The organism is Corynebacterium sp. HMSC062A03 (assembly GCF_001811145.1).
Classification (GTDB): domain Bacteria; phylum Actinomycetota; class Actinomycetes; order Mycobacteriales; family Mycobacteriaceae; genus Corynebacterium; species Corynebacterium aurimucosum.
The window spans coordinates 126,329-139,494 of record NZ_KV803647.1 but is presented as its reverse complement, the minus strand read 5'-3'; the positions used below and the strand labels follow the sequence as shown (position 1 = coordinate 139,494).

The following is a 13,166-nucleotide window of genomic DNA, read 5'->3' as shown; positions in this document are numbered from 1 at the left end:
TCCCCACCAGCACGGAATGTCCTCTTAACACGGCGGACTCAGCCCTGCGCCACGCGGAAACCTCAGATTTCTTGAGGCCTTCCGCGTCTTTGGCGATCGCTCCATCCCACGGGCGTGTCCAATGCACCGTCCGTGCAGAACAGCCCGCCGAAAAACTCACAAACTCCCAACCGTTTGAACGGTCAGGGGTTTGTGGCGCGTGACTAGATGAGCTTTAAAAGCCGGCTTTCTTGAGGGCATCGGCCATCGAGCCACCGCCGCCGCGGTCCGCGCGGCCACGCCCTCCGTTGCGCCGGCCGGAACGGCCGCCTCGCCCCTCGGAACGCCCGCCGCCGTTGCGGCGCTTGGGGGCGGGCTGGCCGGGTTCGTCGTCAAGCCGCAGCGACAAACCAATGCGCTGGCGCTCCACGTCGACCTCCATGACCTTGACCTTCACCACTTGGCCCGAACGGACCACATCATGCGGGTCAGAGACGAACTTGTGGCTCATCGCGGACACATGCACAAGCCCGTCCTGGTGCACGCCAACGTCGATGAAGGCACCAAAGGCCGCAACGTTGGTCACGGTGCCCTCCAGAATCATGCCCGGTTTCAAGTCCGAGACCTTGTCTACGCCTTCCTTGAAGGTAGCCGTCTTGAATTCTGGGCGCGGGTCGCGGCCAGGTTTGTCCAGCTCCGCAATGATATCCGTCACCGTCGGCACACCGAAGGTATCGTCAGCAAAGTCCGCCGGCGACAGCTTCGTCAACACGCGCGAATTGCCGATGAGCTCCGAAACCCCCAGCCCGGTCTTCTCCGCGATGCGCGCCACCACCGGGTAAGCCTCCGGGTGCACGGCCGAGGCATCGAGCGGGTCCTTACCTCCATTGATGCGCAAGAAGCCAGCCGCCTGTTCGAAGGCCTTCGGCCCCAAGCGCGGCACCTTCTTCAGCTCCTTGCGTGAAGCAAACGTGCCATTCTCATCGCGATAGGCCACGATGTTGGCCGCAATCGTGGAGTTCACTCCGGCCACGCGCTCCAGCAACGGAGCCGAGGCGGTATTAAGGTCCACGCCGACGCCATTCACGGCATCCTCCACCACACCATCGAGGGTGCGGGCGAGCGCCACCTGGTTGACATCGTGTTGGTACTGCCCCACGCCGATGGCCTTCGGGTCAATCTTCACCAGCTCCGCCAGCGGGTCCTGCAGGCGGCGCGCGATGGACACCGCGCCGCGCAGGGAGACGTCTATGTCGGGGAACTCATCGGCCGCCAGCTGCGAAGCCGAATACACCGATGCACCGGCTTCCGAGACCACGACCGGGTTCGGCCGCTTCCCACCCGCCTGCGCGATGAGGTCCGCGACTTCACCGGCGAGCTTCTCCGTCTCACGCGAAGCGGTGCCATTACCAATCGCCATGAGGTCCACCGAATGAGCCGCGCTTAACGACGCCAACTCCCTCACCGCCTCAGCCCACTTCTGCTGCGGCTGGTGCGGGTAGACGATGGTGGTGGCAAGGACCTTGCCCGTCGGGTCGACGACCGCGCACTTGACGCCATTACGGTAACCCGGGTCCAAGCCCAGCGTCGCGCGCTGGCCCGCCGGGGCGGCCAGCAGAACATCGCGCAAGTTGGTAGCGAAGACCTTGAGCGCTCCTTCCTCGGCCTTCTCCTTGAGACGCATGCGCACGTCGAGGCCCGAGGAGATGGAGAGTTTGGTGCGCCAGCCCCAGTGGACGGCGTCGGCAAGCCAGCGTGAGGTGGCAACGTCCAAGTCGAAGCGCTCCGCAATCATGCCCTCATACATGGCGTCATCGCCGGCATCGAGGTTGAGCTGCAGCACGCCTTCGTTCTCACCACGCAACAGCGCCAGGATGCGGTGCGAGGGAAGCTTGTCGAAAGGCTCAGAGAACTCGAAGTAGTCCTTGAACTTCGCGCCCTCGGTTTCCTTGCCTTCCACCACACCGGCATTCATGGAACCGCTGGTGTACATGCGCTCGCGCACTTCGCCGACGAGGTCCGCGTCCAGTGCAAAACGGTCCACCAAGATAGCGCGAGCACCCTCGAGGGCTTTCTTCGCTTCCTCGAAGCCTTCAGTGAGGTACTCCCCTGCCAGCTCGGCCGGATCCGCCGAAGGATTCTCAATGAGTTTGTCCGTCAGCGGCTCAAGTCCTGCCTCGCGCGCGATATCCGCCTTGGTCTTGCGGCGCTTCTTATACGGCAGGTACAGATCCTCCAGGCGCGCCTTGGTCTCGCAGCCTTGAATGAGGGCACGCAACTCGTCGGTCAGCTTGCCTTGCTCCTCAATCGCGGCGAGCACCGTTTCCTTGCGCTCCTCCAGTTCCCGCAGGTAGGTCGAGCGTTCCTCGATGATACGCAGCTGCGAGTCATCCAGCCCGCCGGTGGCTTCCTTGCGGTAACGGGCGATGAACGGAACGGTGTTACCCTCCGCCATGAGCTTGAGGGCGGCTTCGACAAACTGCTCTTTGACGCCTAGCTCTCCAGCGATGGTGGCTGCGATATTCACAAAACCTCTTTATGGGTCGGGGACTTAAGACCTTCTCACCCTATACCCCGCCCTGCCACGCGCAGGAAGTGCCCAGCCCAAACTCGGTGTGACCAATCTCTGAGGTCCCGTACCACAATGTGTGCGGCGGCAAACAGTCCGCGACGGCCGCGGTGACCTTCGTCAGCGGTAAATCTGAAGAGCCGTTGACGATGACCCTCCACACGTGCTCACCCACCGGTGGCTGACCGTGCTTATCCATGTACTCGTTGACCAGAATGTTGTCGGGTTCGCAGGTAAATGACACGACCTCGGCGTTGATGTCCTGTGGCTCGACTCCGCCTTCACGCAAACGCTGCGGCATACCTTCGAGGACCTTGTTCCATTCAGCTTCGGTCATAAGTATTGACAAGTCAGTGCTCACGTCCATCTCAATCCTCCTTTAAGGTTTCCAGGTAGGCGCGATCGGCGTCACTTAGCTCCGCTGCATCCAGCAACTCTGGGCGGCGCTGCCACGTCCGCGCCAGCGACTGCTCGCGGCGCCACCGGTCCACACGGGCGTGGTCACCGGAGGTCAGCACGTCCGGAACCTGAAGGCCGCGCCACTCGCGCGGCTTGGTGTAGCTGGGCCCCTCCAGCAGGCCATCGGAGAAGGAATCTTCTTCGTGCGAGCGCCGGTTCCCCAACACACCAGGAATGAGGCGCACGACGGCTTCAGCAATGACGAGAACAGCTACCTCGCCGCCGATGAGCACGTAGTCGCCAATGGAGACCTCACGTACGCGGTAACGGTGCTGCGCATCGTCGACGACGCGCTGGTCGATGCCCTCGTAGCGCCCGCACGCAAACACAATATGCTCCTCCGCGGACCAAGCTTGCGCATCGGCCTGAGTAAAAGGCTCTCCCGCGGGCGTCGGCACGATAAGCAGAGGTTTGTCCGAATTCTCGCTTTCGCCATAGGAGCGCGCCTCAACGCCATGGATATCGTCGTGGCGCGGTTTGCCCAGGTGTGGCAGGGCGCTCTGCAGGTCCTGGGTGGAGGCGATGCCGGAGGAGACGTCGTCAAGCGCCGGCCCCCACACCTCAGGCTTCATCACCATGCCAGGGCCGCCCCCATAAGGGGAATCGTCAACGGATTTATGCACGTCGGTGGCCCACTGGCGCAGGTCATGCACGCCCACCGCGAGCTTGCCCTGCTCGATGGCCTTGCCCAGCAATGCATGGCGCAGCGGGTCGAGATACTCCGGAAAAATGGTGAGAACGTCAATCCTCATAGGTCGAGCAACCCTTCCGGCGGGGTGATGGTACAGGTCCCCGCCTCCAGATCGATCTCCGGCACGATCTCCTCCACGAAGGGCACGAGCGCTTCTTTGCCTTCGGTGAGCGTGACTTCCAGCAGGGACTGCGTGGGGCCGTGCGTCACGCCGGTCACCTCACCTACCTCTTTGCCATCAAGGAGGACGCGCAGGCCTTCCAACTCGTGGTCATAGAAGCCGTCGTCTTCTGGGTCATCCAGGGGTTCGGCGAAGAACTGGGTGCCACGCAGGGAATCCGCGGCCGTGCGGTCTGGGATTTCCTTAAACGTGATGAGCAGGCGTCCCTTGTGGGCGCGCACCGCTGCAATGGTGAGCTCATGTTCCTTCTTACCTTGCTTACCGTGAAGGACCTCGCCGACGGCGAATCGGGTCTCAGGGGAATCGGTGGTCACCTCGACGGAGACCTCGCCTTTAATGCCGTGGGATTTCACCACGCGACCAATGAGTAGTTCCATGCCTGCTAGCTTAACGGGCTACGCTGGGGCGGCATGACTGAGCTTCCCATCAATGATGCAACCACCTTTGGCGACGCCTCCCACAACAGCGCCGCCCTCGCAACGCTGAATCTGCTCGATGAGGCCCCCGAGCCGCACCCCACACGCCCCAGACCAGCCGTTAAGAGGGTCCTCAGTGCCGACGGCGCAAACCTCATCCTCTTTTCATTCCTGCCGGGACAAGACCTACCTGATCACAAGGCCGCACACCCCATCACCGTGCAGGTGCTCCGGGGATCGGTGATTTTTAGTTGCGAGGAACAGGATGAGGTGCTCGCTCCCGGACGCATAGTGCACCTTCCGGCGTACGTGCCGCATGCGGTGACATGTAGCGAGGAACCTGCACTCATGCTGCTCACCATGTTGACACCACACACTAGCGCGAATGTATAGACTTTTAGTACTATTCTTATAGTGTGAGTAGTTCGAAGCCGTATCACCATGGAAATTTGCATGAAGAGATCCTCCAGGAGGCCATCAAGCTTGGCCGAGAGGGAGGACCGGAGGCGGTGACGATTCGCGCCGCAACGCGCGCGGTCGGTGTCTCCCCTACTGCCGCCTACCGCCACTTCAAGGATCAAGCCGCGCTTCTCGATGCCGTCGCGGACGTCGCCACCTACGAACTCATTACCAAGCTCAGCGAGGCCTTCGAAGAGACGGAAGGCACCATCGTCGACAAGATGATGGCGGCTGGTTTTGCCTACTACCACTACGCCTTGGAGGAGCAGAACTTCTTCGAGTGCATGATGGCCACGAGCGGTTTTGATATTCCAGCTGGACTCGCGGCCGCGGCCGAGGGCCCCGGCGAGGACCTACGCGTGCAGGCCACATTCAATTTTTACGGCTACATGGAGCAGTATGCGCGCTCCATCGGACAGGAACCCAGTAAGCAACACATGATGCAGAATTGCCTGGCCGGCTGGTCCACTGTGCACGGTTTCACAGTCTTGTGCCTCAGCGGTCATTTGAGGTCGCTACCGGAGGAAAAGGTGGAAACCTTGGCGCAATCGGTCATAGCCTCCGCTGTCCGCGGCTTGGACTTCGACAATCCCTTGGAAGCGCACCACCCCAGGCGATCCTAAGCACTAAAAATCCCCGCGACCGACAGGTCAGCGGGGATAATCTTTTAGCCGAGTAGAAATTACTCTGCGGACTCCTCAGCCTCAGCGGAGTCGGCCTCTTCAGCCTTAGCGGCCTCTTCCTCGGCCTTAGCAGCCTCAGCGGCAGCGGCTTCCTCAGCAGCCTTCTCGGCGGCAGCCTTAGCCTCAGCCTCTTCCTTGGCCTTGCGCTTCTTCTCGGTGATGGCCTCGATGGTCGGGCCGTTGTTGGCCTCAGCCAGAGCAGCGTTGAAGAGGTCCAGCTTGGACGGCTTCTCCTCAGCAACCTTCAGGGTGCCCTCTGCGCCCGGCAGACCCTTGAACTTCTGCCAGTCACCGGTCACCTTGAGCAGTGCGAGAACCGGCTCGGTCGGCTGCGCGCCGACACCCAGCCAGTACTGAGCGCGCTCGGAATCGATCTGGATCAGGGACGGCTCCTGCTTCGGCTGGTAGATACCGATGTTCTCGATAGCCTTGCCGGAGCGGCGGGTGCGTGCATCAGCGACGATAACGCGGTACTCAGCGTTGCGGATCTTGCCCATACGCTGCAGCTTGATCTTAACGGCCATGATTGGCTCCTTTTCTAGTCACCGGGCAGTTCAGACACGCGCCGCTTGGTGGCGCGCCGGTTCAACCCTTGGATTTATCCTGCGCGTGACGTGCCGGCCGTCCGTAGGCGGTACCGGCGTTACGCAGAGATGAAGTTTTATGTGTCCTCCACGCTGTGCGTGAACAACCCCACCAACTTTAGCGGAACCCACACAAGATAGGAAATCCCCCTTAGCTCTTGCAGAGTTAGGCCTTACCCCGCGAAGGGGGTAGTCTGTAATGCGGTTATTTCGACGCCACACACTCCTCTTTTTATGAATAAACAAGCCCCCTCTACATTCCGCTACCGTTACGACCTTGACGGCCTCCGCGGCATCGCGATCGCCTTGGTTGTTCTGTACCACGTCTTCGTTGGTCGTGTCTCAGGTGGCGTCGATGTCTTCCTCCTGCTTTCTGGATACTTCTTCTTAGGCTCGCAGCTGCGCTATGCCGCACGGCCGAATGCCTCCTTGAACCCGTGGTGGCCCATCTGGCGCACGCTCCGCCGGCTGGTGCCTTCCCTCGTGCTCGTCATCGGCGTGAGCTATGTGCTTGTCCGGCTCTTCGCCCCGAAGCTTTTAAACACGGAGCTCACCAAGCAGATCACTGCGACGGTCTTCTACTACCAGAACTGGGAATTAGCACGGCAGAACGCTGACTACGCCGCCGCTTCAGCAACAACGTCACCACTGCAGCACATGTGGTCCATGGCTGTGCAGGGCCAGTTCTACCTGCTGGGTATCTTCTTCGCTCTCGGCCTGGCCGCTTTCATGCGCCTGCGCCCCAAGAACACGGGCCTACGAGAACAGCATTTCTCTTCCATTAATTCCATCGCTGGCCCGATTCTCCTCGTAGTCACCGTCGTTTCTTTTGCCTATGCATCCCGCGACGGCCTCTTTGGCACCCCGGAAAACTACTATTCCACATGGTCGCGCGCCTGGGAGCTAACTTTGGGCGCGGTGCTCGTCATCTATGGTTCGCACCTGCGCATGCCGCAGCGCCTGTCCAACCTCGCCACGGCTCTCGGCTTGGCGGCTCTGGCTGGTACCGGCCTGCTTATTTCCGATAGCTTGGCCTTCCCTGGGCCGCTGTCTCTTCTGCCCATCGGCGGTGCAGTACTCATCATCATTGGTTCCGGCGGGTCTTTCTCACGGGTGCTCACCACCCGGGTTTCTCGCTGGCTCGGTGATATCGCCTACCCGCTCTACCTGTGGCATTGGCCGCTGCTCATCATTTCCATCGCTGCCCTCGGCCTTGACACCCCTCCGTGGTGGCTCGGGGCCATCATCATCATGGTGTCGCTGGGCTTGGCGGACCTGACGCATCGTTTCGTCGAGAAGCCCCTGCGCCAGCACCGCAAACGCCCGCTTGCCGACGACCTCCCCGTCCACCGCGGCCTCGCCGACCTTCGCACTCGCACCGGCGCTCTGCGGGGCGTTGGCGGAGTCCTCGTTGCCGCCTGCACCGTTGCGCTCGTGGCCGTTCAACCGCTGTGGCTGCGCAGCCTGCAGGAAGCGAACCACGAAATGCTCGACCCGAAGCTCTACCCAGGAGCGACGACCTTCGTCGAGAACATCACGCCGCCTGAGAACGTAGAGATCAAGCCTGACCCGATTCTCGCGCGCGGCATTCAGCCGCCAGTCGCCGACAACTGGTGCTTCATCCCGGAGCAAGAGCCAACGGACTACTTCATCGAGACCCAGAAGGACGGCGTGACGCCGTGCATCTTCGGTGATGTCAACTCCGATGTCGAGGTCTACCTGGTGGGCGGTTCGCACGCGGAGCAGTATTCTTCGGCCTTGGATCACTTGGGCCGCGAGATGGGTTTCAAGCTGGTTCCGCTCACCCGCGTGGGTTGCCCCATCGAGCTCGGCGATGAACTGAGTGTGAAGCCTTCCTGTGCCGAGTGGAGCAAGGAAGTGGTCAAGCGCATTATCGATGCGGACCCGGCCCTCGTGGTCTCTAATTCAACGCGACCCGGCCAGCCCTTGGGTCACGGCCCAGACGCCGTCCCGCCCGGCTATAAGGCCTTCTGGGACGAATTGGCCAAGCACGATATTCCCTTCTTGGGTTTCCGTGATAACCCGTGGGGATTCGATGAGCACGGCAATGGCCTCCAGTTTGATGAGTGCTACGTAGCCACCCAGGATTCTCTCGGATGCGGCATGCGCTTCGAAGAGGTCTACGCTCCCTATGACCCCGGCGCCGAAGTCCTCTCCCAGTACAAGAACATGCTGGCCGTGGACACCTCGACGTGGTTCTGCGATGCCAACGGCGATTGCCCGGTCATCATCGGCAATATCATGGTGTACCGCGATATGCACCACTTCACCAAGGCTTTCGCGGATTCGGCCATCCCGCTCATCCGTGAAGCCATCACCCCCTTCCTCAAGGGCGAGACGGTGCAGCAGCAGCCCCCGCAGATCCCGACGGACAGCCCCATAGTGCCTCAGTCCGCTGAGACGCCTCCGACCACACCGGCGGAGCCTATCCCCTATCCTGCATATCCGGCAGATAAAGCCATTTAGAACGACAAGGGCCGGCGCTTTTAGCGCCGGCCCTTACTAGCGAAGAATGCAGCAGCATTCTTCGGTTATTTCTTTTTGCCCTGCCCAAAGTCCAGGTTGTTGAGATCGATATTCTCCATGCCCTTCGGCATCTTGATATCTCCCAGCCCGGGCATGCCGCCGCCGAGCTGTTCCTGCATCTTCTGCAGTTCTTGCATCGACGGCATTCCGCCGCCCATCCCCGGCATACCGCCGCCACCACGACGCTTCGGCGGCTTACGCTTGCCGTTCTTGCCCTTGCGGCCCTTCGGCTTCTTCTTGGTAGCGGAACGCCCACCGCCCATGCCTGGCATGCCAAAACGGCCGGCCATCTGCGACATCATCTTCTTGGCTTCGGTGAAGCGCTCAATGAGCTGGTTGACGTCAGACACGCTCACGCCAGAACCGAGGGCAATGCGCTTACGACGTGAAGCGTTGAGAATTTTCGGGTTTTCCCGCTCCTCCGGCGTCATACCGCGGATAATGGCTTGGATGCGGTCAAGCTGCTTTTCGTCGACCATATCGGCGATCTGGTTCATCTTGTTGCCGCCGGGCATCATCTTGAGCAGGTTGCCCATCGGGCCCAGGTTGCGCACCATGAGCATCATGTCCAAGAAGTCATTGAGCGTCATCTCGCCGGAGCCCATCTTCTTGGCGGCTTCCTCCGCCTTAGACTGATCCAGCTTGGACTCCGCCTGCTCAATAAGTGTCAGCAGGTCACCCATGCCCAGAATGCGCGAGGACATGCGCTCCGGGTGGAAGACATCGAAATCCTCGAGTTTCTCACCGGTGGAGGCGAACATGATGGGCTTGCCCGTGACCTCACGAATGGACAGTGCCGCACCACCGCGGGCGTCACCGTCCAGCTTGGTCAGGACGACACCGGTGAAGTCCACGCCATCGCGGAAGGCCTCGGCGGTCTGCACGGCGTCTTGACCGATCATCGAGTCAATGACGAAGAGGACTTCGTCCGGATTGACGGCATCGCGGATGTTGCGCGCCTGCGTCATCAGGGTCTCATCGATGCCGAGACGGCCGGCGGTATCGATGATGACGATATCGTGCTGGGTGCGCTTGGCCTCTTCGATACCGCGCTTGGCGACGTCCACCGGATCCCCATGGGAGGTTCCCATCTCATGCTCGTGGGAATCCAGGGAGGTACCCGGATCCGGAGCGTAGACATCGACTCCCGCGCGCTCGCCAACGATCTGCAGCTGCTGCACCGCGCCCGGGCGCTGAAGGTCACAGGCCACCAGCATCGGGGTGTGTCCCTTGGAGGCCAGATGCTTAGAAAGCTTGCCCGCCAAGGTGGTCTTACCAGCACCCTGGAGGCCGGCGAGCATGATGACCGTCGGCGGGTTCTTCGCCAGGTTTAGGCGACGGGTCTCGCCGCCGAGAATCTCGATGAGCTCCTCGTTGACGATCTTGACTACCTGCTGCGCCGGGTTCAGTGCCTCGGAGACCTCGGCGCCTGCTGCGCGTTCCTTAATGCGCTTAATAAAGCCGCGCACGACGTTGAGCGAGACGTCCGCCTCCAGCAACGCCAGACGGATTTCGCGTGCTGTGGCATTGATGTCCGCCTCGGTCAGCTTGCCCTTGCCGCGCAGGCCGGACAGGGCTGATTGCAAGCGGTCAGACAAAGACTCAAACACGTTAAAAGTGCTCCCTCAACTATCGTGGATAAATTTATAACTTCCCCAGCTTAGCCGTTGACCAGTGCTTGGGTCACATTCCGGACTAGCGTCGCGCGGAGGATGTCGCCAAGCGGCACGGCATGAAGCACCATCGTGGCACCCGGCGTGGTGGTAGATAGCCACTCGCACTCCGGAAGCAGCGCGAGCACGTGGCCGAGGGTACCCGGGTAGTCATCGATGCGAACCTCGAAGACTCCCCCAGTCCACATCGCCGTCGCCGGTCCCGGTACGAAATCAGGCAGCACGGTATAGGTCCCTGATTTATAGGACTGCACGAGGCGCTCCTCTACCGTCGCGAGGTCAATGGCACCGTGAAGCGCGCGAATATCAAATTCACCGGCGTAGCCCTCCTCAGTGCGCACGAGGCGCGAGGAGAGGATGTTCCAGCCCAACGCGGCGATAAGTGCCAACGCACGCACGGCCTCCCTCTGATAGCTGCCACGCCACAGGACGGTAAAGCTGTCATCCTCGGGGTTGTGGCGCAGTCCAATGTCGCGGTCGGCAGCCACCAGAGGCCGAACTGGATGCAGAGCTTCTAGCTGTGCAAAAGCGCGGCCGCTGACCGCATCGATTCCTTTCTCCAGCCTGCGGTTCCACACGCCGGGACCGGTGGATTCAGCATCGGTGCGGGCGAGTACGACGAGGAGCGCTAGAGTCAGGTAGTCATAGCGCACGGCTTCGAGGAGCTCGTCACGGGCTTCATCGGATACAGGATCGGTACGGGAGACGATGCGCGCCAGAGTGGTGTGCTCAGCGACCACGGTTTGCACGCGGGAGCGATCCGCCAGGTCGAGGCCAAGCTTGGCCGCGGCACGCGCCACCATCTCCGCCCCCACCAGCTCGTGCGGGCGACCATATCCTTTCCCGATATCGTGGTAGAGCCCCACCAAGAGCAGCAGATCGGGCCTCGCTACGGAGGTGCGTGCTTCTGCACAGCGCGCGACGGTAAGGATGGAATGGTAGTCCACGGTATGAGCGTGCGTGCGCTCGCGCGGCAGCAGCCCTCGGATGTGTTCCCACTCTGGGACGAGCCGCTCCCACAAGCCGTGAGCATCCATCTCCTGAATGAGGCGCGGGGTATTGAGCGGCGAGGACAATAAACTAAAGAATGCATCCGTCGCAGCGGCGGGCCAGCGTTCGGGCAGCTCCGGTAACTCGCGCAGCTGCTCCCAGACATGGGGCGGAACGCTTCTGCCCGAGCGTGCTGCTGCGGCGGCCACGCGCAAGAGCAGCCACGGCTCATCCAAGTCCGCGGTACGAGCGAGGCGGATCTCGCCTCCGGCATCAACCACCCCAATATCGAGGGGCTTACGTGTGCGGTTGTGGCTGCGTTTGGATACGACTCCCCGGGCAGTCGCCAATGCCCTCTCCACGGCTCTATCTACCGCGGTAGCCGCGGTGACCACGGCCGCGGACAAGTCATAGCGGTCGGCGAAACCAAGCTCGTGGGCGATCTCCGCGGCGAACTCAGGGTCGAGAACATCGCGGTGCCGCCGGGCGGTGACGTGAAGGAGCGTGCGGACGTCGAGAAGCAAGGCCTGCTCCTCCTCAAGTGCTGGGGCATCCGCGAGGTTGCCAAGGGCGAGCGCCCGCAGGAATTGGATATCGCGCAGGCCGCCGCGCCCATTTTTAATATCCGGATGGGTCATCGTGGCCAGGGTGCCAGAACGGCGCCAGCGAGTAATGGCGAGGTCGACGAAAGCGTCGAAGTTGCTCTGCAGTAGGCGTCGCCACGAGGCATAGACCTGGGCGCGGGTGGAGTCCACGAGCTGCTTGTCGCCGGCAACGAAGGCCAGATCCAGCTGCGCGAAGCCGGCGGCGGGATCGGAACCAGCGATAGCGCCAAATTCGCTGGGGGTCCGCACCGCATAATCGAGCCGGTATTTGGCATCCCAGATGGGGTACCAGATTTCAGCGACCACATCTTCGGGCAGCTCCGTATCATCCGGGTGAAGGAGGATGAGGTCAAGATCCGAAAAAGGGGTCATCGCCCGGCGGGCGAAAGAACCCGTAGCGGCAAGCGCACAGCCGGACGGAAGCTGCAAAGACTGCGTGAGCTCTATCGCCGAGGTATAGGCGTCCTCACGCAGTTGAGCGGCCGTAGACACTTCTACAGGGCTGCCTCGCCGCGCTCGCCGGTGCGCACGCGGATGACATCCTCAACAGGAGTAATCCAGATCTTGCCGTCACCGATCTTTCCGGTATAGGCGGCGTCAACGATGGCAGAAAGGATATCCTCCACCTGCTCGTCGGAAGTGACTACCTCCAGCTTGACCTTGGGCACGAAGTCGGTGGCATACTCGGCGCCACGGTAGACCTCGCTGTGGCCGCGCTGCTGGCCGAAACCCTGGGTCTCGGTCACGGTCAGGCCGTGCACGTCGTGCTGCTCCAAGGCCTCACGGATGTCCGGCAGCGTGAACGGTTTGACGATGGCAGTGATGAGCTTCATCTGTTACTCCTTAGCTCCGGCGGTGTCGACCCGCGGCTGGACGGTTGGTGCAGGATTCATCCTAGCGTCGTGGGTGTGGCGGCGGTGCGAAGCCCCATGCGCCATAGACGAACTTCCAAAGTTCGCGCTAAACCTCCTCCTCAGAGGCCTCAACGGTCTGTGCACTCTTGCGCATACGCTTGGCGTACTTCACGTCAGTGACGGTCACACCGTAGATGGAGCGTCCCATGTAGAAGGAGCCCACCGAGGCGATGATCCACACGCCGAAACACGCGATCATGACCTTGATCAGCGACCACAGGGAAAACCCGTTCTCGGCAAAATCCACGACTACCTTCGCCACAAGCAGCAGCGGGACGGCCAAGCCGACCGTCGGCCCCAACAGGTTAACGCGGGTCAATGCATCAGGCGCACGCCACAAGGCAATAGCGGTCGCAATGACCAAGACCGTGGCCACGACCAACAGAATCGAGGCGATAATCTCCGGGATAGTCATG

General features: G+C 61.6%; 12 protein-coding genes. 3 read left to right on the top strand and 9 right to left on the bottom strand.

The window, feature by feature from the left end:
- Positions 1–214: 214 nt before the first annotated feature.
- Genes HMPREF2781_RS01615 through rimM form a run of 4 tightly spaced genes read right to left on the bottom strand, consistent with a single transcriptional unit; the run spans position 215 to position 4,256 of the window.
- Positions 215–2,506: a Tex family protein gene (locus HMPREF2781_RS01615; protein ID WP_070643810.1), complete on the bottom strand. Its 2,292-nt coding sequence runs from the start codon at positions 2,504–2,506 to the stop codon at positions 215–217.
- A 40-nt stretch (positions 2,507–2,546) separates the two neighbouring features.
- Positions 2,547–2,915, bottom strand: a complete 369-nt coding sequence (locus HMPREF2781_RS01610; protein WP_070445512.1) for a hypothetical protein — start codon at positions 2,913–2,915, stop codon at positions 2,547–2,549.
- A gap of 1 nt (position 2,916) precedes the next feature.
- Complete coding sequence (gene trmD, locus HMPREF2781_RS01605) at positions 2,917–3,759, bottom strand: tRNA (guanosine(37)-N1)-methyltransferase TrmD (RefSeq protein WP_070643809.1); 843 nt, start codon at positions 3,757–3,759, stop codon at positions 2,917–2,919.
- Positions 3,756–4,256, bottom strand: coding sequence for a ribosome maturation factor RimM (gene rimM, locus HMPREF2781_RS01600; protein ID WP_070643806.1), 501 nt, complete (start codon positions 4,254–4,256; stop codon positions 3,756–3,758). Before rimM ends, trmD begins: the two co-directional genes overlap by 4 nt.
- Positions 4,257–4,289: 33 nt before the next feature.
- On the opposite strand from rimM, the gene HMPREF2781_RS01595 reads away from it, so the two are divergent.
- Both HMPREF2781_RS01595 and HMPREF2781_RS01590 read left to right on the top strand, forming a co-directional pair.
- A complete protein-coding gene (locus tag HMPREF2781_RS01595; RefSeq protein WP_070445506.1) occupies positions 4,290–4,688 on the top strand; it encodes a cupin domain-containing protein in 399 nt (132 codons plus the stop codon).
- Between the two features lie 23 nt (positions 4,689–4,711).
- Positions 4,712–5,377: a TetR/AcrR family transcriptional regulator gene (locus tag HMPREF2781_RS01590; protein ID WP_070643804.1), complete on the top strand. Its 666-nt coding sequence runs from the start codon at positions 4,712–4,714 to the stop codon at positions 5,375–5,377.
- Between the two features lie 59 nt (positions 5,378–5,436).
- Here HMPREF2781_RS01590 and rpsP read toward each other — a convergent pair whose 3' ends face one another.
- Positions 5,437–5,961: a 30S ribosomal protein S16 gene (gene rpsP, locus HMPREF2781_RS01585; RefSeq protein WP_070445501.1), complete on the bottom strand. Its 525-nt coding sequence runs from the start codon at positions 5,959–5,961 to the stop codon at positions 5,437–5,439.
- 294 nt (positions 5,962–6,255) lie between these two features.
- On the opposite strand from rpsP, the gene HMPREF2781_RS01580 reads away from it, so the two are divergent.
- A complete protein-coding gene (locus HMPREF2781_RS01580) occupies positions 6,256–8,508 on the top strand; it encodes an acyltransferase family protein (RefSeq protein WP_070643801.1) in 2,253 nt (750 codons plus the stop codon).
- A gap of 65 nt (positions 8,509–8,573) precedes the next feature.
- On the opposite strand, the gene ffh is transcribed toward HMPREF2781_RS01580, so the two are convergent.
- The 4 genes from ffh to HMPREF2781_RS01560 all read right to left on the bottom strand — a co-directional run bounded on the left by ffh (position 8,574) and on the right by HMPREF2781_RS01560 (position 13,165).
- Positions 8,574–10,178 (bottom strand): signal recognition particle protein, encoded by a 1,605-nt coding sequence (ffh, locus tag HMPREF2781_RS01575; RefSeq protein WP_070445495.1) that lies wholly within the window; start codon positions 10,176–10,178, stop codon positions 8,574–8,576.
- Positions 10,179–10,228: 50 nt separating this feature from the next.
- Positions 10,229–12,328 carry a [protein-PII] uridylyltransferase gene (locus HMPREF2781_RS01570; RefSeq protein ID WP_070643798.1) on the bottom strand — a complete coding sequence of 700 codons (2,100 nt, stop codon included), beginning with the start codon at positions 12,326–12,328 and terminating at the stop codon, positions 10,229–10,231.
- 2 nt (positions 12,329–12,330) lie between these two features.
- Entirely contained in the window at positions 12,331–12,669 is a 339-nt protein-coding gene (locus tag HMPREF2781_RS01565; protein WP_070445489.1) for a P-II family nitrogen regulator, read from the bottom strand.
- Between the two features lie 127 nt (positions 12,670–12,796).
- Positions 12,797–13,165, bottom strand: coding sequence for a Na+/H+ antiporter subunit G (locus tag HMPREF2781_RS01560; RefSeq protein ID WP_070445486.1), 369 nt, complete (start codon positions 13,163–13,165; stop codon positions 12,797–12,799).
- Position 13,166: the final 1 nt, after the last annotated feature.